This window comes from Geomonas sp. RF6, assembly GCF_021044625.1.
Classification (GTDB): Bacteria; Desulfobacterota; Desulfuromonadia; order Geobacterales; family Geobacteraceae; genus RF6.
On record NZ_CP087999.1, the window covers coordinates 1552713 to 1576523 of the forward strand.

The 23811-nt window shown below is 62.1% G+C and carries 16 protein-coding genes, 1 tRNA gene, 1 pseudogene and 3 riboswitches; of the genes and pseudogenes, 10 read left to right on the forward strand and 8 right to left on the reverse strand.

The window, feature by feature from the left end:
• The first annotated feature begins 533 nt into the window (after nucleotides 1-533).
• Nucleotides 534-624, forward strand: a riboswitch (cyclic di-GMP riboswitch).
• A 157-nt stretch (nucleotides 625-781) separates the two neighbouring features.
• The 5 genes from LPW11_RS06695 (at nucleotide 782) to LPW11_RS06715 (ending at nucleotide 13849) form a co-directional block, all read left to right on the forward strand.
• A complete protein-coding gene (locus tag LPW11_RS06695; RefSeq protein WP_230997356.1) occupies nucleotides 782-4069 on the forward strand; it encodes a DUF7933 domain-containing protein in 3288 nt (1095 codons plus the stop codon).
• A gap of 162 nt (nucleotides 4070-4231) precedes the next feature.
• On the forward strand, nucleotides 4232-5206 hold the full coding sequence (locus LPW11_RS06700) for a hypothetical protein (protein WP_230997357.1): 975 nt from the start codon (nucleotides 4232-4234) through the stop codon (nucleotides 5204-5206).
• A gap of 26 nt (nucleotides 5207-5232) precedes the next feature.
• Nucleotides 5233-5718 carry a hypothetical protein gene (locus LPW11_RS06705; RefSeq protein ID WP_230997358.1) on the forward strand — a complete coding sequence of 162 codons (486 nt, stop codon included), beginning with the start codon at nucleotides 5233-5235 and terminating at the stop codon, nucleotides 5716-5718.
• Between the two features lie 75 nt (nucleotides 5719-5793).
• Entirely contained in the window at nucleotides 5794-6981 is a 1188-nt protein-coding gene (locus LPW11_RS06710; RefSeq protein WP_230997359.1) for a hypothetical protein, read from the forward strand.
• Between the two features lie 52 nt (nucleotides 6982-7033).
• Nucleotides 7034-13849 carry an OmpA family protein gene (locus LPW11_RS06715; protein ID WP_230997360.1) on the forward strand — a complete coding sequence of 2272 codons (6816 nt, stop codon included), beginning with the start codon at nucleotides 7034-7036 and terminating at the stop codon, nucleotides 13847-13849.
• A 620-nt stretch (nucleotides 13850-14469) separates the two neighbouring features.
• Here LPW11_RS06715 and LPW11_RS06720 read toward each other — a convergent pair.
• The 7 genes and pseudogenes from LPW11_RS06720 to LPW11_RS06750 all read right to left on the reverse strand — a co-directional run bounded on the left by LPW11_RS06720 (nucleotide 14470) and on the right by LPW11_RS06750 (nucleotide 18791).
• Complete coding sequence (locus LPW11_RS06720) at nucleotides 14470-14727, reverse strand: twin-arginine translocase TatA/TatE family subunit (protein ID WP_442899806.1); 258 nt, start codon at nucleotides 14725-14727, stop codon at nucleotides 14470-14472.
• A gap of 70 nt (nucleotides 14728-14797) precedes the next feature.
• Entirely contained in the window at nucleotides 14798-14965 is a 168-nt protein-coding gene (locus tag LPW11_RS06725; protein ID WP_230997362.1) for a twin-arginine translocase TatA/TatE family subunit, read from the reverse strand.
• Nucleotides 14966-14992: 27 nt separating this feature from the next.
• On the reverse strand, nucleotides 14993-15325 hold the full coding sequence (gene hypA / locus LPW11_RS06730) for a hydrogenase maturation nickel metallochaperone HypA (protein WP_230997363.1): 333 nt from the start codon (nucleotides 15323-15325) through the stop codon (nucleotides 14993-14995).
• A 94-nt stretch (nucleotides 15326-15419) separates the two neighbouring features.
• A complete protein-coding gene (locus LPW11_RS06735) occupies nucleotides 15420-15881 on the reverse strand; it encodes a hydrogenase maturation protease (protein WP_230997364.1) in 462 nt (153 codons plus the stop codon).
• On the reverse strand, nucleotides 15882-17330 hold the full coding sequence (locus LPW11_RS06740) for a nickel-dependent hydrogenase large subunit (protein ID WP_230997365.1): 1449 nt from the start codon (nucleotides 17328-17330) through the stop codon (nucleotides 15882-15884). It lies immediately after the preceding gene.
• A gap of 117 nt (nucleotides 17331-17447) precedes the next feature.
• Nucleotides 17448-18416 (reverse strand): annotated as a pseudogene (locus LPW11_RS06745) (hydrogenase small subunit); the annotation flags it as partial.
• A gap of 147 nt (nucleotides 18417-18563) precedes the next feature.
• Nucleotides 18564-18791 carry a HypC/HybG/HupF family hydrogenase formation chaperone gene (locus LPW11_RS06750; protein ID WP_230997367.1) on the reverse strand — a complete coding sequence of 76 codons (228 nt, stop codon included), beginning with the start codon at nucleotides 18789-18791 and terminating at the stop codon, nucleotides 18564-18566.
• Nucleotides 18792-18907: 116 nt separating this feature from the next.
• Nucleotides 18908-18984: riboswitch (cyclic di-GMP riboswitch) on the reverse strand.
• A 197-nt stretch (nucleotides 18985-19181) separates the two neighbouring features.
• Nucleotides 19182-19257: riboswitch (cyclic di-GMP riboswitch) on the reverse strand.
• A 306-nt stretch (nucleotides 19258-19563) separates the two neighbouring features.
• Between LPW11_RS06750 and LPW11_RS06755 the strand changes: the two genes are divergently transcribed.
• Together LPW11_RS06755 and LPW11_RS06760 are read left to right on the forward strand one after the other, a co-directional pair.
• Complete coding sequence (locus tag LPW11_RS06755) at nucleotides 19564-20880, forward strand: hypothetical protein (protein ID WP_230997368.1); 1317 nt, start codon at nucleotides 19564-19566, stop codon at nucleotides 20878-20880.
• 43 nt (nucleotides 20881-20923) lie between these two features.
• Entirely contained in the window at nucleotides 20924-21430 is a 507-nt protein-coding gene (locus LPW11_RS06760; RefSeq protein WP_230997369.1) for a LysM peptidoglycan-binding domain-containing protein, read from the forward strand.
• A gap of 132 nt (nucleotides 21431-21562) precedes the next feature.
• Here LPW11_RS06760 and LPW11_RS06765 read toward each other — a convergent pair whose 3' ends face one another.
• Entirely contained in the window at nucleotides 21563-22120 is a 558-nt protein-coding gene (locus LPW11_RS06765; RefSeq protein ID WP_230997370.1) for a tetratricopeptide repeat protein, read from the reverse strand.
• Nucleotides 22121-22200: 80 nt separating this feature from the next.
• Between LPW11_RS06765 and LPW11_RS06770 the strand changes: the two genes are divergently transcribed.
• From LPW11_RS06770 to LPW11_RS06780, 3 genes are all read left to right on the forward strand, one after another.
• Nucleotides 22201-22277, forward strand: a tRNA-Pro gene (locus LPW11_RS06770).
• A gap of 366 nt (nucleotides 22278-22643) precedes the next feature.
• Nucleotides 22644-22829 (forward strand): hypothetical protein, encoded by a 186-nt coding sequence (locus LPW11_RS06775; RefSeq protein WP_230997371.1) that lies wholly within the window; start codon nucleotides 22644-22646, stop codon nucleotides 22827-22829.
• A gap of 48 nt (nucleotides 22830-22877) precedes the next feature.
• Complete coding sequence (locus LPW11_RS06780; RefSeq protein ID WP_230997372.1) at nucleotides 22878-23399, forward strand: MerR family transcriptional regulator; 522 nt, start codon at nucleotides 22878-22880, stop codon at nucleotides 23397-23399.
• Nucleotides 23400-23811 lie beyond the last annotated feature (412 nt).

The following is a 23811-nucleotide window of genomic DNA, read 5'->3' on the forward strand; positions in this document are numbered from 1 at the left end:
CAGGTCCCGACCCGCTCCGGCGGCACCCTCCACAGCGGTGCCGCCGTGAGCCCCAATCGCAGATTTCCCCCCTCTTTTCCCGCATTTTCGAAGGACCCCACCCTCTTGGAATGATCCCTGCAGTACCGGCCGGAAAACCGCCAGCTCCCGCCGTCATATCACCACCGGCGGCAGGCGCCGGGGAGTCTCGCGGCGAGGCTTACCTTCCTCCCCGCTTTCGTATTCCCGGGATCTGCCGGGGAATGGACTAAACATTTAAAATAGCTTTCTATTGCGGCTTTAATTTGTTATAGTCACGGCGCTTTCTAATGTGCAGAAACTGTCCGGCAATTCACCGGACGTCTCTGCGCCAAATGGCGGTATCGCGGCGGAAAAAGAGGCCATTGAGGCCCACCCCGTCACCCCCCGCGAAACCTTTTTATTTTTTAATGCAATACGCCGTCGCCTGCCCCCGGCTCTCACGGGGGAGGGAAGTGCGTTTAGAGGGACCGTGCGCTTGAACTGATGATGTCGTAACCGAAATATACGTGTCACTCCGATAAAGGCAAAACCGGAGCAATCCGGTGACGCAAAGCCACGGGTCCCCAGGCGTTCACACCACGCACGGACAGCCGGGTTACCGAAGAGCTTGCAGAGTCAGGCGCCTCGGAAATTAGGAAACAACGGGAGGAGAACGCCCGGCTCTGGGAGCCGGGCGTTTTTTTTTGCCCCGGTGGCGCGACGGTCCACCGCTGTCAGCACCAGGCCACACGAATATATGCCGAGAAACCTGCAGCACAAAATGGTGAAGACGACGCTCGTCGTCTGCCTTTTCCTTCTCCTGTCAGCCTTTTGCTGCACCAGGGCGGAGGCCGCGATCAGCATCGTGCGCACCTCCGCGCCCTTTTTCCCCTTCGACAAGGACACCTCGCCGCGTCTGAATGCCCAGTACGTCTCTTTCTCCGTCACCACCACAAGCGACATAGCCGACGCGTGGGCAAAGATCGACAACTTCACGGGGGGGTACCTGAGTGTCGCCAGCACCGCGCCCGGCGCCGACCTGTACCACATCGGCCCGATGACCGCAGGCTCCACCAAAACGGTCTTTTTCTACATCGAGACGAGCGCCAACAACGACGTCACCGCGACGCAGGGGCACGACATCTCCGTGTGGAGCGGCAATCCCTCCACCGGCGGCGGAGAGCTCTCCAGGAGCCGCTTCACCCTCACCGGCACGACCGTCGCCGGCACCTATTACGAGGCGATGTACGACACGATCCAGGCGCAGGCGAGCAAGGTGAGCTCCGTGGTATCGGGGCCGACCCCCGCACAGCTCGGCGGGATCGTCACCATCACCGTCATCGGGGACACCGGCACCAGCAACGGCCCGATGATCTTCTCTCCCGCGTCCGACCCGTACTGGCCGGACCAAACGTACCGCCTGGTCTCCGCCACCATCACCCTCCCCGACGGCACGGTCCTGAAGGACAAGCTGTACCAGGGGAGCTACACCGGGGGCTCCGGGGCGTACGTCGGGGTGTACACCTTCGTGGCGGTGAGCAGCTACTCCGCCCCCACCAGCACGAGCCCTGTGGCGTACATCAACAGCGGCAACGTGCTGAAGCACGTCCCCACCGGCGCCGGCACGATCGACCCCCTCGCCCCCCCCGTGTCGGGGACGAGCGGCAACTCGGTCATCGTCACCGCGAGCTGCAACCCCTCCATGCTCCCGGCGGGATCGGCCGGCGACGTCGCCTGCACCATCAACCTGATAAACAGCGGCGACTACGATGTCACCCTCGACGACATCGACATGATCCTCCCGGTCTCCCCCGGCACGGTGACCTACAACAGCGGGACCTCCGCCTATGGCGGAAGTGCTATCGCGAACCCGCTGCAGTCGGGGAGGCTTCTGACCTGGAGCGGGCAGTACCTCGTGCCGGCTGCCGGGACGAAGAGTCTCACGCTGTCGCTGCACGTGCCGGACATCTCCGGCGTGTACAACTTCGCCGCCTACGCGCACATCGGGGCGGAGCAGATCGACGCCTCGGCAGCGCTCGGAGACGACGCGAAGGCCTCCTGCAGCGTCATCGTCCCCACGAAGACCTTCCTGTCGAAGACATTCGACCCCGTCATCATCGGTCCCGGCGGGACGACCGCCGTGAAGTTCACCATGACGAACCTCTCCGGGAACGCCGCCCTCTCCGGCCTCGCCTTTACAGAGCAGCTCCCGGCGGGGCTTACCTGGAGCGGGACGCCGATCGTTTCGCAGTGCGGCGGGACGGTGGCCTACGCCCAGAGCGGCGGCCTCAACAACACCATCCGCTTTACCGGCGGCGGCCTCCCGGCCGGGCCTTCCAGCTGCACCGTCACCGCGCAGGTCACCAGCACGGTGCCGGGAAGCTACAGCAACACCGAAGCGAACATCGTGTCGCTCTCCGGCCTCGACGCCAGCGGTCTCAGCGCGACCTTGCAGGTTGTCCCCGCGGTGCTCAAGAAGTCCTTCATCCCGAGCGGGATCATCACCTCCGGAACGACGGAGCTCCACTTCACCATCACCAACGCTGCCGGGAACCCGCAGCAGTCCGGGCTCTCCTTTACCGACACTCTCCCTGCGGACCTGAAATGGAGCGGCACCCCCGTCGCCTCCCAGTGCGGCGGCACCCTGAGCTACGGCGGAGCGGCAAACAACGTCATCACCTTCAACGGCGGAACCCTCGCCGCAGGACAGTCCGGGTGCTCCGTGAGCGCCACCGTCACCAGCACGAAGATCGGCAGCTACCTGAACGACGCGCCGAACATAAGCGGGCTGAGCGCAAGCCTCACCAACGGGGTCACCCCCCAGACCCTCGTGGTGGACAGCGCACCTACCCTGTCGAAAGCGTTCTCTCCCTCGGCGATTCCGGTGGGGGGGACCGCCACGCTTACCTTCACCATCGCCTCCAGCAGCCAGAGCGCCACCAGCCCGGACTTCATCGACGTCTTCCCGCTGAACCTCTCTCTCGCGTCGCCGACGATCGTGAACACCAGCACGAATCCCGGGTGCGTCGCGGCCTCCATCTACAAGCCGGGAACCCTCGTGCCGAGCAGCACCGGAGATACCTCCATCGAGTTCTCCGCCGCCAAGATCCCCGCCAACGCCACCTGCACCTATGCCGTGCAGGTAACGAGCAGCATACCGGGGACCTACGTCAACAACGCGAAGAGCATCATCTACATCGCGAGCCTGAACAACGCGGTCAGCGACGCGACGCTGCGCGTCCTCGCCGCGCCGACCGTGCAAAAGAGCTTCACCCCCGACACCATCTACCTCGGCTCCAGCTCCACGGTCACGATTACCCTCACCAATCCGAACGTGAGCGACATCTCGGGATTGGCCCTCCTCGACAGCTACCCCTCCGGAATGTTCAACGTGGGGGGCTCCGGGGGCACGACGTGCGGCGGGACGATCGCCGCGCCCAACGGGGGGAGCACCCTCTCCCTTTCCGGCGGGACGATTCCCGCGCGCGGGAGCTGCACCGTGACCGCGACCGTCAGCACCACCGGCACCGGGAGCTTTTCCAACAGCTCCGGACCGGTCACTACCGCAAGCGCCGGGACGGGGAGCGCCGCGAGCGCGACCCTCACGGTGAAGCCCCTGCCGAACCTCACGATCCTGAAGAGCGCGCAGGTCTTCTCCGACCCGGTGAACGGTTCGGTCTCTCCCCGGGCGATCCCCGGGGCGCAGGTGCTCTACCAGGTCACCGTCACCAACTTCGGGAAAGGGATTGCCGACGCCGACAGCATCGTCATCACCGATGCCATCCCCCCGTCCACGTCCCTTCTGGTGAGCGGCACCCCGGTTCTTTTCAGCGAGGGGAGCGTCCCGAGCGGCCTCACCCTCAACTGGGGGGGGCTCGGGAGCCTTACCGACGACGTGAAGTTCTCCCGGGACGGCGGATCGACCTTCAACTACATCCCGGTTCCGGCCGCCAACGGCGCCGATCCGGCAGTGACGCACCTGCGTCTCACCCCGCGGGGGATCATCAATCCCTCGAACGGCAGCAGCAACCCCACTTTCAGCATCATGTTCAAGGTGATTATCAACTGACAGAAGGAGGAAACGAATGCACGAGACAGAGAGAAGAGATGAAGGAGGTGAGGAGCGAAGTTGAAAGAGACTCCTCACGCCGGCAGGACGCGGCACCAGGAGGAGAGAACCAGCAGTAGAGCAGGCCATTTAATGCAATTTATTTCAGAAAGGAGCAGGCAAATGAAGAAAGTGAAAATCGTAGTTGCCGCAGCACTGGGGCTCGCCCTTACCGCTGCAAGCGCAATGGCAGCAACCGACGCCGGCGTCACCATCAGCAACACCGCTTCTGCGAACTACACCGTGGGGAGCACCCCGTACAGCGTGACCTCCTCGACCTCCTTCAAGGTCGCGCAGATCGTCAACCTCTCCGTCACCAACCAGAGCGGTCAGGTCCCGGTCGCGCCGAACGACACCTCGAAGGCGATCACCTTCAAGGTGAGCAACGACGGCAACGCCACCGACAATTTCATCCTCACCCTCAATCACAACATCGCGGGTGACAGCTTCGATCCCACCACCTCTTCCATCTTCCTCGACACCACCGGCGACGGCTTCTACAACACCGGCGACCTCCCGTACTCCCCCGGCGCCGCCCTTCCGATCGCGGCAGGGAAGTCGATCACCGTCTTCGTACTGAGCAATATCCCGGCAAGCCAGATCAACGGCAATACCGGCATTGTTCAGCTGCAGGCCCAGTCGGAGGCCTACAACAACGGCCCGATCGGCAAGGTTTTCCCGAACGGCAACACCACCCTCGGCACCGACGTCGTCCTGGGAGTCGCCAACGGCTACGCCTCCGGCCAGGGTACCTACATCATCTCCTCCGTGGTGGTGAGCATCACCAAAACCTCCAGCATCACCGACCCGTACGGCGGCACCTCTCCGGTCCCGGGCGCCATCGTCACCTACAGCATCGTGACGAAGGTAACCGGCACCGGCACCGCCACCGGCCTCAAAATCGTCGACCCGGTTCCGACGAACACCACCTACAAGACCGGAAGCATCAAGCTCGGCAGCCTCAGCCTTTCCGACGCAGCAGGTGATGATGCGGGCGACATGGGTATAACGACCCCCAATACGGTGACTGTCAGCCTCGGCGACGTACCGGCGGGCGCCGCGGACAAAACGGTAACCTTCCAGGTCACCATCAATTAGCAGAAAGCAAAAAGAAGGAGCCAGTTATGAAACTCCGAGCTTTAGTAAGCACGGGAGTCGCTGTCCTGCTGCTGGCAATCGGCAGCGTCAGCTTCGCAGAAAACCAGATCAACCTCGTGTCGCGGACTCAGAAGGAAGTGACCGTGGTGAAGGACGGGAAGAAGGAAGTGAAGCTCGTTCCGGCGCAAAACGTCGTGCCGGGTGACGTGGTCCTCTTCACCAACCACTACCAGAACAGCGGAAAGATCCCCGCCGAGAACGCGGTCATCTCCAACCCGGTGCCGAAGCACATGGTCTACCTCGACGGCAGCGCCTTCGGGGAGGGAGCGGAGATCACCTTCTCCATCGACAAGGGAAAGACCTTCGACACCCCGGGAAAGCTGGTGAAGACCGAGAAGGGGAAGAAAAGGACCGCGCGGGCGGAAGAGTACACCCACATCAGGTGGACCTTCAAGAACCCCATCCCCCCCGGAAAGGAAGGGGATGTGGGGTTCAGGGCAAGGCTGAAGTAATGAGAAGGCGGGGCACCGTAGCGGGGCTCCGCCGCACTCGTCTGTAATGCACCATTTTCACAAGGAGAAAAGCTGATGAAAAGAATGAAGAAAATTGCACTTCTGCTGGTTGCAGCGGCGCTGCCGCTGGCAGCGGCACAGCAGTCGCAGGCAGCGGGTACCGTTGCCGGTACCGTGGTAACCAACACCGCAACACTGGACTACAAGGTGGGCGGGCTCACCCAGCCGTCGACTGCCGCCGTGGCGAATTTCAACGTCGACCGTAAGGTCAACTTCGTGGTCAACTACGTCGCACCGACCGGCAACTTTGTGAACGTCTATCCCGGGGCACAGGCGCAGGCGCTGAAGTTCACTGTCAGCAATCAGGGGAACGACACCCAGGACTTCGACCTCACCGTAGCGCAGCTCGGCGGCCAGCAGATTTTCGGCATCAACGACAGCATCGACGCCACCGACGTGAAGCTCTACCTCGACAACCCCACCACCGGCGCAGTCGGCGCGTTCGATGCCGGCGACACGGAAATCACCACCACCCACTTCCTCGACGAGGTCACGCCGGACAAGACCGTCACCGTCTTCGTCGTCGGCACCTTCCCCACGCCGCAGACGAACGGGAATGTCGCCGGGCTCTCCATTACCGCCAACGCCCTCTACGGTCACGCTGCAGGGAAAGGGGGGACGATCGCCGGGGGTAGCACCACCGACACCAACGGCACCGTGGCCGGAAACGCCATTTACACCGTTTTCGCGGACGTAGCGGATACCTTTGCAAACAGCGAGGTAGGCACCGGCGCATTCCGCATCATCGCCCCGGTTCTGTCGATCTCCAAGTCCTCCAGCGTCATCTGGGACCCGATCAACTACAACAGCACCCCGCGCAGCATCCCGGGCGCCTACGTGCAGTACGCCATCACCATCACCAACGACATCGCGGCACTCGCCTCGGCGAACCTCACCACCATTCAGGACACCCTGAACGACAACACCTTACTCGACCCGAACTTCGTAGCTGCTTCGGCATCGTCGACTCTTGCCCCGACCTCCGCAGTCGGGAAGAGCTTCAAGGTGACCCACACCGCGACCGGCAGGACCGCCACCCCGACCCCCAGCTACTACAGCGCGGGGACCGGCGTAGGCGTATCCGGCCAGAGCATCACGGCGAACTTCGCCACGCTCCTCCCCGCTCAGGACACGACCTACAGCGCTGGAGAACTGAAGGCGGGTGAGAGCGTCACCCTCACCTTCAACGTAACGATCAACTAGGAATAACAATCGCCGGGCCCGGAAAACGGGCCCGGCAGATACAGGAAGAGTTTTGACGCAAAAGGGCGCACTGAGATACAGGGTGACACATCCCTCCCACCGGAGGGACGACAGGCACCGCTTTACCCGCAATGCGGGGAGCGACCTGTTCCTGCGCCTTTTCTGCGTCGTTGCCGCGGTATTGCTGGCTATTCTCCCGGTAGGCGCGAAGGGGGAGACCCCGCCAAACACCCCGATCGTGAACCAGGCCACCGCAAGCTACAGCTTCGGCGCCAACCATTACACCAGCGCCTCCAACGTGAACCAGTTCGTGGCGAACCTGCAGCAGACCACCCCCACGCTCCGCCTCTACCGGACTGCAGGGAGCGACGCCGCAGATATCACCACCGTAGTACCGGTTACCTATTTCAACAGCGGAAGCAGCAGCGGATCGAGCAGCGTCAGTTCTCCGCCGAACGACCCGTCTGTACCGCTGGCGCTGCGCCAGGACAGCTTTTTCCACGCCTCTCAGCCGATCTACGTGGTGGTGACCGATGTTGCCGAGAACCGGCACCCGGAAACGACGGAGACGGTCCAGATCGAAATCGTCTCCTCGACCGCAGACCGCGAGATCCTCACCCTCACCGAGACAGCACCTGACAGCGGCATCTTCGCCGGCTACCTGAAGACCGCCCAGAGCGTGGCGGGAGCCCAGAAGAGCTACGACGGCGTACTCACCGTCGCCGACTCCACGCAGGTCACCGCAGAGTACCAGGAGGAAGGAGGCACCGGAAACACCACCTCGGTAACCGCGTCCGCCCTCGTCGATCCGACCGGAAGGGTCTTCGACAGTCTCACCGGAAAGCCCGTCGACGGCGCCACCATCACGCTCGTCACCGAAAGTGGAGAGGACGCAACGGTCATAGGGGACGATGGCGTGAGCGCCTTCCCGGCGAGCATCACCACCGGAAGCACCGCGACCGACGTGAGTGGCAGGGTGTACGACTTCGCCCCGGGCACCTACCGATTCCCCCTCGTTACCGCGGGTACCTACCGACTGAAGGTCACCCCGCCCCCCGGCTACATAGCGCCCTCCGTGGTCTCTGACAGCGCGCTGCAGAGACTCTCCGGCGCTCCCTATACCCTCTCCGGCGCTTCCCGCGGCGGGATCTTTGCGGTAAACCCGGGGCCGATCATCCTTATCGACATCCCCCTCGACCCGGTCGGGCAGGGACTGTGGCTGGAGAAGACCTCCACGAAGACGACTGCGGCGGTTGGCGATTTCGTGCCGTTTTCCATCAACATAACCAACGCCAGTGCCGGCGAGACCGCAAAAGGGGTCATCGTCACCGATCAGCTCCCGTACGGAATGCGCTACCGGAAAGGATCGTTGCGCATGGACGGCGCGCCGGTGCCCGATCCGTCCCTCTCTGCAGACGGATCCTCCTTCACCTTCCCGGTCCGCGACCTCTCCGGCGCCGAAAGTCTCACCATCAGCTATGTCACCGAGGTCGTCCCCGGTGCACGCCTCGGCATGGTCACCAACACTGCCTCAGCAGCGGGGACCGGGGTGACTTCGAACATGGCCACGGCTTCGCTGAAGATCGTCGAGGATCTCTTCGGCTCCCGCTCCTTCCTCGCCGGGACCGTCACCGATGGCGCATGCGGCACCCCGGGTGCGGGAGTCCCCGGCGTGCGCGTGTACCTCGAGGACGGCACATTCGTGGTGACGGACAAAAGGGGGATGTATCACTTCGAAGGGGTGCGTCCCGGTACGCATGTGGCGCAGCTCGACCTCGACTCGCTCCCCGACGGGTACCGCGCCGTACCGTGCGAGCAGAACAGCCGCTTCGCTGGAAGGGCATACTCGCAGTTTGTGGAAATCCAGGGAGGAACGCTGTGGCGGGTCGACTTCCACGTGGAGAACCCGAAGGCAAAAAGGGCGCAGAACTCCCCTGCTCCGGCCCAAGCCAAGACAGTGGCTCCGAACACGACGAACCCTGCTCCGGTGGCACCGACGGCTGCTGCACCCGTTGCTAATCCCGCCACCGCTCCGGCCACCGCTCCGGCCACCGCTCCGGCCACCGCTCCGGCAACCGCTCCGGCAACCGCTCCGGCAACCGCTCCGGCAACCGCTCCGGCAACCGCTCCGGCAACCGCTCCGGCGACTGCTCCGGTGGCTGCTCCGGTGGCTTCTCCGGTGGCTGCTCCGGTGGCTTCTCCGGTGGCTTCTCCGGTGGCTGCTCCGGTGGCTGCTCCGGTGGCTGCTCCGGTGGCTGCTCCGGTGGCTGCTCCGGTGGCTGCTCCGGCGGCTGCTCCTGCGGCGACACCAATCGCTGCTCCCGCCGCGGCGATTGCACCTGCCGTCATTGCTACGGCAGTTCCTGCAGCACCTGCAGATGAAGTGGCGTCCACGGAAAACGGTGACGAAGATAGTGCACCTGAGGCTGCTGCCCCCCCTGCTGCTGCGCCTTCCCAGCCTGCGGAGGCAGGACTGGAGTTGAAGAGTGTCGTTGACGGAGACACTGTCCGATACGTGGTGAAAATGTGGGGGGGCCCAGTATCCCTCGACAACCTTTCCCTAAAGGTCACCCTCCCCTCAGGGGTAACGTACCTGCCGGGAACCGCCCGCGTGTCGGGAAAAGGTGCCCGCGATCCGGAGATGAAAGGAGCCGAACTCACCTTCCCTCTTCCCGCTACGTCTGAAAGCTGGGAAAAGACGGTGCGCTTCGAGGGGGTACTGAAGCGCGATGTCCCTGAGGGGTCGCAGCTGACGACTGCGGTTCTCGGCTTCGATACGGTCGGTGCAAAGGGTCTCACCACACCTGTTGCCAGCAATGTGCTGCAGTGGGATCGCGCCGAGGAGCGGGTCGCGCTGCCCGCGATAGTCCTGCACCCGCACTTCCCTGTCTTTGGCGCCGAACTCGAAGCAGGGGACAAGGCGGCGCTGGACGAACTGGCGGGAATCCTTTCCACCGTCACCGTCGGGGAGATCAGTGTCACGGGGCATGCCGACAGCATGTGCATCGCGCAGCGCAGCAAGAGCGTGTACCGCAACAACAGGGAGCTCTCCCTGGCGCGCGCCAAGAGCGTCGGGCGCTACCTGATGGAGAAACTGAAACTCCCCCCCGCGCAGCTTAACCTCGCCGGAATGGGTGAAGCGGAGCCGGTTGCTACAAACCACAGCCCGGAGGGTCGCAGCGAAAACAGGAGAGTGGAAATAAGGGTCCTCGCCGAGCGCCGCACCGCGATCACGCGTGCTGTTTCCGTCAAAGGAGAGAGCGGCCCCCTGCGCACCTTAATCGCCGCCGCACCGAACGTCGTCGCAGCTGGAGCTACCGGGGTCTCCCCCAAAAAGGAGAGGAAACCGGTAGCCCAGGTCAGACCGCAACTAATGGCCATGGCACAGGCGGTACAGGAGCTTTCCGGCACTGCGTCCGACGCGCCTGCCGTCGCGCCGTCGGTAGAGGCAGTCCCCTCCGTGGCAGCACCGGCGGCACCGCCGATGGTAGCGCCGGTTGAAGCGCCCGTGGCCTCACCGGCACCGGCCGTGACCCAGGGTGCGGCTGCGCAGCAAGAAGCGATAGGCGCACCGACCTCTACCGCACTTCTCCCTGCCGCATCCACAGTGGAGGAATCTGCCACCTCTGCCGATGACACGGCCGAGGCAAAAGAGGATGGCGAGGCAGCTACGGAAGGGGAAAGCGCCCCTGCCGCCGCAGGAACTCCATCGAAGGAAGGTGTGGAGAAGGCGGCGCAGGATGACGAGGTACCTGTATTCGACCAGGCATGGCTGGAAAACAGCGAGCCGGGGAGAGAATGGGCCTGGCCGCCGGAGGTGTATTTCCCTCCCATCACCAGTACCCACCTCGCCATCAAGCACGCCCCTGCCGACAAGGTGAGCGTCACGGTTAACGGTGACCCGGTGCACCCCGTCCTCCTCGAAAAGGTCATCAAGGCGCCGAACGGCACGAAGGCCCTCTCCTATTGGCGCGGCGTGCCCCTTACCTACGGCGACAACAAGGTAGTCGCCACCATCGAGGGTGCAAACGGCGAGAAGACGCAGCTCGAGCGGGTACTGCACGTTTCCACCGCGCCGGTCAAGGCCGAAATCGTGCCGGAGCTCTCCCAGCTCGTGGCCGACGGCAAGACAGCGCCGGTGATCGCGCTGAGGCTCCTGGACAAGGACGACTCCCCCGCCCGCCAGGGTGTTACCGGCAAGTTCTCCGTCACCGCGCCGTACGAGGCGTTCAGGAAGCTCGCCGACAACATGGCGAACGACCCGCTCGAGAAGGACGGCGTGCAGTACCAGGTCGGCAAGGAAGGGGTCGCCCTGATTCGCCTGCAACCGACCACCCGCTCCGGCGAGGCGACCATTACCCTTCCGCTCAACGAGCGTGACGAGCAGTACCGGGTGTGGCTCACCCCGCAGCAGCGCGACTGGGTGCTGGTCGGTCTTGCCGAGGGGACCGCAGGGTACAACACCGTGACCGGGCACATGGAAGGGTTGCAGGCCTCCGAGACCGACGAGCGCTTCTACCAGGACGGCAAGATCGCCTTCTTCGCCAAGGGGAGCATCAAGGGGAACTGGCTTCTCACCATGGCGTACGATACCTCCAAGGGTAAACCTGCGGTTGGAAACGGTCTCTTCCAGAAGATCGACCCGAACAGCTACTACACCCTCTACGGCGACGCCTCGCAGCAGCAGAACGAGGCATCGAGCACGAAGAAGCTCTACCTGAAGATCGAGCGGGACAGGTTCTACGCCCTCTTTGGCGACTACGACACCAACCTGACCGTCACCGAGCTTTCCCGCTACAGCCGTACCCTCAACGGGATCAAGGCGGAGTACCAGGGGCGCAACTTCGAGCTGAACGTGTTCGGCAGCCAGACCGGGCAGATCTTCGTGAAGGACGAGCTCCAGGGTGATGGGACCTCCGGGCTGTACCACCTCTCCCGAAAGAACATCGCCCTCAACTCGGAGAAGGTTTCCATAGAGGTACGAGACCGCTACCGCAGCGAGATCGTGGTGAGCACGACGAGCCTCGCCCGTTTCAGCGACTACACCATCGACTACGATGCCGGAACGATCTTCTTTAAAAGCCCGATTTCCAGCCGCGACCAGCACTTCAACCCTGTCGTCATCGTCGTCGACTACGAAGTGGAAAATGACGGGAAGGATTCCCTCACCATCGGCGGGCGCGTCGGGGCGAAGCTGTACGACGATGCCGTGAAGGCCGGATTCTCCTATCTCCACGAGGGGCAGCTCTCCGCCAACAGCGACCTCTACGGCATCGATGCCCAGTGGCAGGTCACCAGGGAACTGAGGGCTCGCGGCGAGGTGGCCCACAGCTCCACCGACTTCTCGGGAATAAACAGGGACGGCAACGCCTTCCTCGCCGAGATAGAGCAGCGTTCCGCCGATCTCAGCGCCAGAGGGTACATCCGCCAGATGGGGAACGGCTTCGGCCTCGGGCAGCAAAGCGCGAGCGAGTCGGGGACGCGCAAGTTCGGCATGGACGCCACCTACAAGCTGAAGGAGCGGCTGAACCTCTCCGGGGAGGCCTTCCGCCAGTACAACCTCGGCACGGGGAGCGTAAGCGACGTGGTGGAGACGAAAGGTCAGTACAACGCCAAGACGTACGGCGCCTCCCTCGGCCTGCGCTATGCGAACGACCTCCTGAGCGACGGCACGAACAAGACCTCGCAGCAGCTGACCAGCGGCGTCAACTGGCTGGTACTGAACGACAAGCTAAGCCTGCACGTAGACCACGACCAGTCGATCGGCGGAAACGGCAACACGAGCTTCCCCACCCGCACCGCAGTCGGAGCCGACTACAAGCTCACGCAGAAGACGGTGCTCTCCGCACAGCAGGAATTCACCCACGGATCGGACACCGACACCAACAGCACCCGCATCGGCCTCAAGTCGACCCCGTGGGACGGCGGCACCGTCAATACCGGGATGCAGCGGGTGATGGACGAGAACGGGGAGCGGCTGGCGGCACTCTTCGGGCTGAAGCAGCAGTGGAAGGTTTCGGACAACTGGAGCGTTGACGCAGGGCTCGACCGCAGCCAGACCGTGAAGAGCAGGGAGTCCTACTCCGTCAACGTCAATACCCCTCCCGCCAACGGGACGACGGAAGATTTCACCGCGATCTCACTGGGGAGCAACTACCAGGAGAAGCTGTGGAATTCCACCACCCGGGTGGAGGCACGCTTCGGGGACTCCGAGGACAAGTGGGGGATCCAGACCTCTCTCATAGGGGAGCTCGCCCCCGGGTTGGGGGGGTCGTCCCGCCTGCAGTATTACAACTCGCGCAACTCGGCCGGAGAGAAGAAGATCAATGCCGACCTCAGGCTCGGCGCTGCATACCGTCCCTTCGCCTCCGCCTGGATCCTCCTGGACCGGCTCGACCTTATCGTCGACGAGCAGACCGGCGGCAGCAACGGGGTCGACATCCGCAGTCGCCGCATCGTGAACAACCTGAACGCCAACTACAAGGCGGCAGAGAAATTCCAGCTCTCCCTCCAGTACGGCGCGAAGTACGCGCTGGAGAAGATCGATGGCGACTCGTACTCCGGCTACACCGATCTCACCGGCGCCGAAGGGCGCTACGACCTGACCAGCAAATGGGATATCGGCGTCAAAGGGAGCATCCTGCATGCCTGGAGCAGCAACATCGCCCAGTACAGCACCGGCCTGTCGGTAGGGTACAGCATGGTGGAGAATGTCTGGGTGAGCGTCGGGTACAACTTTGCAGGGTTCACCGACAAGGATTTCTCCGCAGCCGATTACACCGCAGCAGGCCCGTACCTCAGGTTCCGCATGAAGTTCGATCAGCAGTCGGTGAGAGACGCGCTGAAGTGGATGAACCAGGCGCTGTAGACAAAGGCTCAGAAGCTCATCCGCAGATTACGCAGATTCCGCATATTAAAAAAGCAGGCAGGAGTCTTTGCCTGCCCGACCGCACATCACGCCGCATTGACACACATATCTCCGGCACCGCGACTTAGTCATCTTTCTGATCTGCGAAATCTGCGTAATCTGCGGATAGAGAAAAAAGGTCATCTGTGAATTTCAGGGAGCATGGGTACATCTTTCCACGAAGCACTGCAGAAGACGTGGCGTTCCCCCCTTTGCGAAGGGGGGGCAGGGGGGATTTGATCTTGAGGTCTCCTGGAGCCCGCTTAACAGCACATCTGAATCGTCCAACCGCAGTGCTGCGGCAGTCTAAAGATCAACGACATACGCCCCAACAGATTTTTGCAAAGTGGAAATCAAAAAAATCGCTTGGGATCACAGCAGTCGCGCACTTGCAGGAGGGTCCTGGCCAAGTCAAATCCCCCCTGTCCCCCCTTCGCAAAGGGGGGGACGCGAGGCCTCGTGCGGCCCTTCATTGGAACATACTACGGCTTCCCCGGAATTCTCGGATGAGCCAACAAGAAAAGCCAGGAGGCACGCCCCTGGCTTTTCTTGTTGCTGCACATTTTGCCTGCGCGGGGGCATTAGGCCGAGGCGGCCCCTGCACCTGCGGCGCTGCCATCTGCCTGCGCCTTCCCCTGCTCCGCCGCCTGCTGCGCGGCGAGCTGTTCCTCTTTGGCAAGTCTCTCCTTTTCCTCTGCGACCCTTGCCTCCTGCTCGATGCTGTTCCTGAAATCGTTGGAGGCGCGCTTGAACTGAGCTATCCCCTTGCCGAGCGAGCTCGCGATCTCCGGAAGCTTTTGCGGCCCCATCACCACGAGCGCGATGACGAGGATGATCATTAATTCGGGCGTTCCTATTCCAAACATATATATTCCTTTTTCACAGCCTTCAGTGCCGACAGTGCCGAAACTACGACTTGGGGGTGATGTCTATGTCCTCACGCCCTTCCGAAGCCTTCTTGAAATTCCTGATGCTCTTGCCAAACGCCCCGCCGATCTCGGGCAGTTTCCCCGCCCCGAAGACGACGAGAATGATTGCCAGGATGATGACAAGCTCGGGCAAACCGAAACCAAACATGTATAACCTCCGTAACGTCCTTTGTAGTTATTCTACTTCCAGCTCTTTTACCCGCAGTTCCTCGCCGGAGACGATGCTCACTCCGAAGCTGCCGCACGAGGGACAGGGGTCGTAATAGTTCCTGATCCCGAAGGTGGCGTTGCACGACCCGCAGTGCCCCCTCCCCGGAATCTCCTCGATTACCAGCCGCGCACCTTCGAGAAGGGTGCCGGAGGTGCACGCGGCAAAGCAGAATTCAACCGCGTCGGGGATGACTCCGGAAAGAGCTCCCACTTCGAGCGTCACCTCCGTGACCTTGCGCCCCCCCGCGTTCTGCTGACAAATTTCCACGATTCCCTGGGTTATGGACATTTCGTGCATGGGAAGATCCTTTTGGAGAAGAGGTGCTGAAGACGCCGCCGGGGCGGCACAGAGTGGAACCCGCTTCTCCTTGTAGCCTGTTGCGTCTTCCGCGTCAAGCGAAGCCCTGCACTGCCTCCCCCGCTATCTCGCTGCGTATCGCCTCCAGAAGCGGCCCGAAGGTCTCCTGCACCTGAGGAGAGAGATCGAGCCCCCACTCGATTGCGGCGGGCTCTACTCCGTACACCACGACTTCAGGCACCGAAGTGCGGCCGCAGAGGAAGAGGGCCCGGGCGAGATCGAAGTTGTGCAGCGATCCCCCCATCTGGCGCGACCTGCACTCCGCAAAGGGGATCCGGTACACTGTCCCCGGCGCCTCCCCCGCCTCCATCGCATCGACGATGATGATGCGGTCGGCATCCTCGAGCGCGGGTAGCGCATCGAGAAAGGCGCACCCGACGTCGAGGATCTCGGTTTCGCCACGAAGTTCCTCCTGCGCGAGGGCGCGGGCGGCATGCACCCCCACGCCCTCGTCTGCCAGGAGGAGGTTTCCTATGCCAAGGACAACCGTCTTCATCTACGCCCTCGACCGCGCCTGGGCGACGACCACGGGAGTCCCTTCCGGGCGGATGACATGCACCGCGCAGGAGAGGCAGGGGTCAAAGGAGTGAATGACACGCAGCACCTCGACCGGCTGGGTGGCGTTGGTGACCGGCGTGCCGATAAGTGCCTGCTCCAGGGGGCCGCGCACGCCGTTCGTATCCTTCGGCGAGGCGTTCCAGCAGGTCGGGGTGATGATCTGGTAGTTCGCAATCTTGCCGGTGGAGGAGATGTTGAGCCAGTGGCCGAGTCCGCCGCGCGGCGCTTCGGTGAGCCCCACCCCGGTCTTGCTGACCGGGACGGTGAGGTTGTTGATGACAGCGCCGCCGACGGCAATCTGGGCCAGCCAGTCCTGCATCGCGGTCGCGACCTTCAGCGCTTCCCGGGCGCGTGCCTGGTGGCGGTCCATGACGGAGACGCCGCTGCGGTAGTCGCCGTTTACCCACATGCGGGCCAGCGGCCCCATCTCGAACGGCGCGTTGCTGTAGCGGGGCGCCTTCATCCAGGAGTAGGCCGCAGCCTTCGTGGCGGGATCGACGGTAACCGTGTTGCCGGCCGCAGGATTGAGGTTGTTGGTGGCATTGTCATACCAGGAGTAGGTAACCATCTCCTTGATGTTGGCGGTGGAGAGCGCCTGCACCGTCCCGGGCGCGCTGTTGTACACGAGGCCGCGCTTCAGGAACTTGGTGCTGCCGCTGTCCACCGTGTCGAAGACGCCGTAGGCCATGAGGTTTCCGTGCCCCTTGCCGATCTGCTTGTAGTCGCTGTACACGCTCGCCAGGAGATCGACGTCCGGGAGGTAGGTGTACTGGATGAACTGCAGCATCTCGTTCAGGTAGTTGCGGAAGAGCCCGATGTTGGTGGAGGTCGGCTTGGTGGTGATCCCGCCGGCCTGGAAGGACGGGGGTGACGGCAGCCTCCCGCCGAAGATCGCCCCCATCTCGTGCGCCTTCCTGCGCATGGTGACAGCGGTGGTGAAGTTGTTGCTGATCTGCTGCAGCCGCGAGTCGCGCATGAGGTCGACGTTCCACACCGGGGTCCACGGCGCGCTGTCCGGACCGTTCACGTAGTCGAGCGCGGTCAGCAGGTAGAAGTGCAAGATGTGCGATTGCAGAAAGTTGGAGGCGAGCACCAGGTTGCGCATGAGCCTTCCGTTTGTGGGCGCGGTCACCACCGCCGCCTGCTCCAGCGCGAGATTTGCCGCCATGCCGTGGGAGACGGGGCAGACCCCGCAGATGCGCTGGGTGAGGTAGGAGGCATCCTTCGGGGCGCGACCCTTGAGCATGGTCTCGAACCCGCGAAACTGCGTGCCGGTACATTGCGCGTCGGTCACCTGCTGCCTGCCGTTTACCGTGTCGATGGTGACCTTCACCTTCATATGTCCTTCGATGCGGCTAACCGGATCTACTATTGTCACTGTTGCCATAAACTCTCCTATTCAGAGGTGATGTACGTTTAAGAGAAATCCTTCCCCGTTCCCTCGCGGGCACCGTGGCGACAGATTCGCCACGCGCTGAGCCGGTGGGGGGTTTAGCTTCAGCCTCTACCCTTTCTTGCCGTGGCAGGTGGTGCAGGTCGTCCTCGGCGGGTCGACAATCTTGTGCCCCGTCGGAATCGCCCCCATGGTGCTGAAGAGCGGGGCGAACTTGTCGGGGAAACCGGGCTCGGTGCAACCCTGGCACAGGGAATCCGAGTTCACGCACCAGTTGACGCCATTGTTCCATTTGCGGGTCGGGCAGTCGGAGCGGGTATTTCTCCCCTTGCAGCCGAGGTTCCCCATGCACAGACCGGTCTGGCTGAGCGAGGTTGCCCATGCCTTGTCCCTGCGGGGGCACTTGGAGTGCACGGTGGATCCGTAGATGCTGGTGGGCCTGCCGTTGGTGTCGAGGGTGATGGTGGTGCCCGCCAGAAGCTGCGCGAGGGTCTGCACTATCCAGTCCGGATGCGAGGGGCACCCCGGGATGTTGACCGTGGAAAGCCCTGTGGCAGCCTTTACCCCATTGATAAGGGTAGGGTTCGGAGCGGCTCCGCAGACGCCGCCGTAGCTTGCGCACGTCCCCACGCAGACGACCTTCTTCGCCTTCGCGCCGAGCTCCTTCACCGCGGCAAGGGCAGTGGTCTCCACACCGTTCTGGGTCCACACCACGCAGGTCTTCCCGTTGTAGAGGGTCGGGATCCCCCCCTCGACCACCAGGATGAAGCTCCCCGCCTCCGCGTTTCGCAGCTGCTGCACCGCGAGCTCACCCGCCGCGCCCATCAGGGTGGGGTGGTACACGAGGTCGATGGTGTTGATCAGCAGATCCGCCACGTCGACCGGCGCGCTGCTGGAGATCCTGTTGGAGAGGGACACGGTGCACCCGCTGCAGCCGGCGGCCTTCAACCAGATGACGGGAGGCCCGCTCGTTGCGGCAAGCGCCTGTGACAGCGGCCCGAGCGCGGAGTGGAGTCCGAGCGCAGCCGCCGAGGCCGTGCAGTACTTCATAAAGTCTCGTCTGGAAATTTTCATACTTCTCCTCCTGTTGGTCTGTGTTTGTGAAGCAGGTTGAGGTTTTTTACTCTTCTTTCCTTGGTGACGCCGGTGAAGCTATAAAGTCGCCCGCTCGCGCTGCTGCGGGGGGCGGGATTGTATCTGCCGTACATCCTGGCGGGGGGGGCGCCGCTACTCGCTGGCGAGAGACATGACCTCTCTCATCAGCTCCAGCGTTTCTTTCGCCTCTTCCTCGCCGATCTTCGCGATGGCGAAGCCGGCGTGCACCAGCACGAAGTCGCCGCGCGTGACTGGAGCGTCGAGCATCATGAGGCTTGCCTCGCGCTGAACGCCGTCTATCTCCGCCACGATCCCCTTCTCGTTCAGGCTGACCACCTGCATTGGCACCGCTAAGCACATGTATTGATTCTCCTTTTGCTGCTGCAGCTCTTTCCCGCATCAGCTTTTTTGACACTTGTGACGGAATGCGTGCTGAGGACAAAAAAAAGCCGGACCGCCAAAACTCGTGGTGACATTTCGGCAACCCGGCTGTCTCTGAGAGACCCTGTAGGCTTTCCGCCCCATTCTCGCGAATGGTTTAGTATTATCGTCTATCTTTTGCTGCCCGATGGAAGACTGAGGCTTACGGCAGCGGGAACTTGCGCTTATATTAAATAATGATAATTTTAGTGTCGTCTCACCCAGTGTTTGTCAGCAGCCACAGTCAGTAATTTCCACGCTTTTCTCATAGCGGGGAAGGTGTACCGGCCTCAGACACAAAAAAACCGGGGCCGTAATATCCGTTGATATTTCGGCGACCCGGCTGTCTCAGGGAGACCCTTAGGCTTTCCGTCCCATTCTCGCGAATGGTTTAGTATTGTCGTCTATCGAAATGGCATCTTGCTTCAGGTGCTCTATTTCTACCGTACCTGCCGAAAAATTGTCAACAAAAACCTCTCTAATTCAACTAATTACCCGGTTTTTCCAATGATGCCAGGATGTTCCGCAGCAAAAAAATTTCCCGAGGAGGACCTTTTTCCCGGAGGGCTGCTTTAGCATGAAATCGCCGCTCTACCGGCTCCCTTAATTAACTTCCTGCCCCAGAAATGGTGCAGGTGCCGCAAATCGCTGTTGATTATTCCCGGCCCCTCACCTAGAATGAAGGAACTTAATGAATATCGAGGAGATAGGATTGACAGTACTGCTCTTAGCGAGCCAGGCACGACTGCTGGAGCTCTTCCGGTCCCTGGAGGCTCAGGGCATGCTGCAACTGCAGGTCGCCTCCAGCATCACGGACGCCGAGCGACTCCTTTCCCAAAATCCCCCCGATTTTGCCTTTGTCCAGAGCCGCGTCTCCGCCCTTTCCGGAGAGATCGTGGTGCGGCACATCCGCAGTCTCCTCTCCCACCGGTCAAAGATCGTGCTCCTGTCCGGAGACGAGGAAGAGCTGAAGAAAGCGCAGACCCTCCAGGCGCTCGCCATCAATCTCGGCAGCAGCGACGAGTCGCTCAGATACGCGGTGCGCGAGGTGCTTTCCTCGGCTGAAATCGCGCAGAAGGCGCAGGAAGCTGTCGCGCCCCCGGAGCAGGACGAAAATGACGACACTTTGGCGGCACCGGCAGAAGGGACGCCGCCGACTCCGGAGCCATCTCCCCTGGCACCGGTCCCCCCGGCAGAGGAAGGGACTGAGCCGACCGCAGCGCCGACCTCCGAGAGCGCTTTCGAGAAGACGTTGAGGGCCCAACAGGTGTATGAGCCGCAGCCGGTATCACGTGCCGAGGCGGAGCGCCAGCATCCTGCCGAGCCCCCGCAGAAGGCGCGCCGGAAGCGGCGTTGCGTCGTGATGGCACCAGCGCGGTCGCTGCGCGACTTCGCCTCGAAGAGCTACCTGTCTCCGCGCAAGCTCAGGCGCCGGACGTTCCTGCTCATTTCCATCGTCGTCATCGGTGCCGCAGCCGTCACCGGGTATCTGCTTCGCCCCGAAACGAGAGAGACGATTCCCCTCCCCCCCCGTCCGGTCCAGAAGGTCCCGATGCCGCCGGCTCCCGCTCCGGCTGCGCCCGCACAGCCAGCCGCTCCGCAAGGTGAGGCTCCGTCCAAAGGGGATGAAGCAGTCGTTCCCGAACCCCGGCCGAAGCCGAGTGCAAGCGGAAAGGGACTTGCCGACCTCCCCCCCTTTGTGGTCGATGCCGAACAGGATACCGAGTACGGGAAGACGCACCCCGGCTGGGAGCGGTATCTCACCTCGCGCCTCGAGTACAAGATCTTCCGGGAAGGCACCCTCATCAAAGCCGTGCAGATCATGGCGGCAAGAGACGAGACGGTGCCTGGGGAGTTGTTCAACTGGGCGAAGAAGGAGTTTGCCGCCGCGGGGCCACACAAGCTACTATCAAAAGAGCAGAAGGGTAACTACCAGGTGGAAAAACTGCAGGCGGAGGGAGCGGGGCTGACCGTCTATCGCAAGGTCCCCGATCTGAAGATAAGGGCATTGGTCCTCTACTTCCGGTGATTTGCCAGCGACCGGAAGAGGAAAAGAAGGTGTTTGAGGTTTTATGTTTGCATCAAGAAAAGCAGGGTTCCTGGTCATTCTCGCATCGCTCTATTTCCCCCCTCAGTCGCTCGCGGCATCCACATTCGACATCGACGTGAACGAGTTGGACAGGAAGGATTCCGCAGCGAAACCGAAGACGGCCCGCCCCAAAAAGCCGAAGCCGCCGAAGCCGAAGAAGGCGCCGAAGCCGATCATCTACGAGGACGGCTACGCCAAGTACACCGTGCAGGAGAGCGACTTCAGGACGCGGCTTCTGGCAAAGCACCTGCACCTGCCGGAGGAAGAACTACTGAGGCTTCTCCCGGAAATCCTGCGCCTGAACGGCATATCGAACCTCTCCGAGCTGGAGATCGGGCAGACGCTGATTGTCCCGTTGCCGGCGCCGGCCGCCCCCCCCGCAGAGTCGGGAGCGCCCCCGGCGCCGGGATCGCCGGTACCCCCGCACTCCCCCTCCCCGGCCGCTCCGTCCGAAAATATCGGTCCGGAAGGTGGTTCCGGCCGCCGGTAGGATACGCGCGGATCGGCTTGCGGTGGTCCAGAGATATGCACTGACGCCGGAGCCTCGTGCTCGTGCGCAGGCATCTTGCCTGCGATGGCGGCTCAACCGCCAGAAGAGTTACCCGTTATCTGAAGAGGCGACCTACCTCTTGTCCGACGCAGCCGCAGCAGCACCCACCGGAGCAGGGGGGCCGGCCGTTTCTTTTTTACCCGAGGGTGAAGGGGGAAGCGGCTCCCCCTTTATATAGAGAACGACAAGTTCGCGAAGCTCCTCATCGACCGCAAATTTCAACGGGCTTTCAGGGAAATCCCTAAGAAACTGCGCCATGAGCTTTGCCCCCTCCAGTCGGTTACCTTTCCTGAACTGCCCCTTTGCGAGCCAGAAGAGGGCCATGTCCCGCACCTGCGACTTCGGATACTTCTTCAGTAGCGTCTCCATCTGTTCAACGCTCGAGCCATACTCTTTCTTCTGATAAGCGTTGAAAGCCGCGATAAAGAGCTGCGGAGCTTCCGAGTCGTTCGCAGAGACCGGTACAGGCAAGAGAGTGCCAATGAGTAGGGAAGCCAGGAAAACGCTGGATGAATAAAGGGAGCTCATAGAACACCTCGGCAAAAGAAGGATGGGGATGCTGCCGAAGTTGAGTACTTGCCAGAACGCGGCCGCGTCAGCAGCGTGGGCACCAATGTGAGGGTATCGCAAGAAGCAAATTTTTCTCCCGCCATTTTTCACTTGACAGAAAAGGGCGAAAAAGCTAAAGATAAGACTTCCCGGACGCACCTCGGAATGTAGCGCAGCCTGGTAGCGCACCTGCTTCGGGAGCAGGGGGCCGGAGGTTCGAATCCTCTCATTCCGACCATAATAGAGAAGGGCTCTTGGCACTGCCAAGGGCCCTTTTTCTTTATCCGCTCCGGTCCTCCTCCGCTCAGTTGCATCTCCTTACCGCACCTCCTCGCTCTCAGCCCCGTACCTACGACCGCGCTACGAAGGCTGTCGTCAGAGTGGCACAAGGATAGGCGGCGCCTGAGTTCGTCAGTGAACCACGCACGATTTCAAAGCCCGCCCCCTGATTCGCCCCCCTTGATTCTCCGAAGTTTTGAAGCGGCCGAACGGCACACAGAAATGCTGGATAATTTAAAAGTATTGATGCATGCATAAATTAGTTGACCCGTCTATCGCTTCACACTTTAAGGTCCTTCCATCACCACAAAAGGAGGCGAGCGCAATGAAGTCACATGTAACAGTCGAAGAGTGGGTGGCGCGTTTCCGGGCCATAGGGCTGGACGACGCGGCGATGGAAAAATGGCACACCTCGTTCGAGCGTGAAAACCCCGAAGGGCACCAGAGTTTCCTGGAATGGCTGGGTCTTTCTCCTGAGAGAATCGGAGAGATCCGCGACAACTCGAAGTGACCAGCAGCGGCCCCCGGTCTGGCGGCCGGGGGCCCGATCGGAGCCATCATGTACTTCATTACGGATTTCGCCCAACAGTTCGGGCTTTCCCGCAGCACACTTCTATACTACGACCGGATCGGCCTCCTCTCCCCCACGGCGCGCAGCAAGGCGGGGTACCGTCTCTACTCGGCCGCGGACCGTGAGCGGCTGGAGTCGATCTGCTCCTGCCGCCAAACCGGCTTGTCGATCGAAGAGATCAAGTCAATCATGGCGGCGACCTCCAACGAGGTGACTGTCCTGCAACAGCGACTGAAAGCGGTGGGAAAGGAGATTCTCGCTTTACAAGCCCAACAGCGCCTCCTCGCCGGGATGCTGCGCCTGCATGGCGCCGGCGAGGCTCCCGCTGCCGTCGACAAGGAGATGTTCGTCGACCTATTGAAAGCGGCAGGCATGGACGAAGCGGCAATGTGCCAGTTGCATGCGGAGTTCGAGCAGCGCGCGCCTGAGGCGCACCAAGCCTTCCTCCTCTCGTTAGGGATCTCCGAGCGGGAGGCTCTCTTAATCCGCAAGAGAGCGGCGGACGCCTAAACTCGCAAGTAAAGGGGACCGGCTTTTTGCTGTTGGTTCCTCGCATCTGCCTAGGTAGTTGGCATGCGGGAGAAACTGATGTCGCCGACCGATCACCAGAAAGGCGGAGGGGGGAAAGAAAGCGTCGGACGGGTCAAGGCTCCACAATTCACAGATTCAACTGCAGCGGCATCTTTTCGAGTAGCGCCTTATCGTCTTTTTCCAACCATATAAGCATACGGGCTCTTTACACCGCCAAGAGCCCTTTTCTTTTCCGCCGTCCTCGTCCGGTTCACGCAGGAGACCTCTCTGTAGCAACCGCTCCCGCCCACCCCCGAAAGTTTCAGCATTGAAGGACAACGCAGAAACAGCACCCCCTCACAGTTGTAATCACGGTGCGGTTTATTACACTTCTTCTGGATTTTCCCTGCCT

Bases quoted from the DNA above. Each gene is read 5' to 3' on its own strand.
- LPW11_RS06695 (WP_230997356.1), top strand. From the start codon at position 782: ATGGTGAAGACGACGCTCGTCGTCTGCCTTTTCCTTCTCCTGTCAGCC.
- LPW11_RS06700 (WP_230997357.1), top strand. From the start codon at position 4,232: ATGAAGAAAGTGAAAATCGTAGTTGCCGCAGCACTGGGGCTCGCCCTT.
- LPW11_RS06705 (WP_230997358.1), top strand. From the start codon at position 5,233: ATGAAACTCCGAGCTTTAGTAAGCACGGGAGTCGCTGTCCTGCTGCTG.
- LPW11_RS06710 (WP_230997359.1), top strand. From the start codon at position 5,794: ATGAAAAGAATGAAGAAAATTGCACTTCTGCTGGTTGCAGCGGCGCTG.
- LPW11_RS06720 (WP_442899806.1), bottom strand. From the start codon at position 14,727: ATGATCATCCTCGTCATCGCGCTCGTGGTGATGGGGCCGCAAAAGCTT.
- LPW11_RS06725 (WP_230997362.1), bottom strand. From the start codon at position 14,965: ATGTTTGGTTTCGGTTTGCCCGAGCTTGTCATCATCCTGGCAATCATT.
- hypA (WP_230997363.1), bottom strand. From the start codon at position 15,325: ATGCACGAAATGTCCATAACCCAGGGAATCGTGGAAATTTGTCAGCAG.
- LPW11_RS06735 (WP_230997364.1), bottom strand. From the start codon at position 15,881: ATGAAGACGGTTGTCCTTGGCATAGGAAACCTCCTCCTGGCAGACGAG.
- LPW11_RS06740 (WP_230997365.1), bottom strand. From the start codon at position 17,330: ATGGCAACAGTGACAATAGTAGATCCGGTTAGCCGCATCGAAGGACAT.
- LPW11_RS06750 (WP_230997367.1), bottom strand. From the start codon at position 18,791: ATGTGCTTAGCGGTGCCAATGCAGGTGGTCAGCCTGAACGAGAAGGGG.
- LPW11_RS06760 (WP_230997369.1), top strand. From the start codon at position 20,924: ATGTTTGCATCAAGAAAAGCAGGGTTCCTGGTCATTCTCGCATCGCTC.
- LPW11_RS06775 (WP_230997371.1), top strand. From the start codon at position 22,644: ATGAAGTCACATGTAACAGTCGAAGAGTGGGTGGCGCGTTTCCGGGCC.
- LPW11_RS06780 (WP_230997372.1), top strand. From the start codon at position 22,878: ATGTACTTCATTACGGATTTCGCCCAACAGTTCGGGCTTTCCCGCAGC.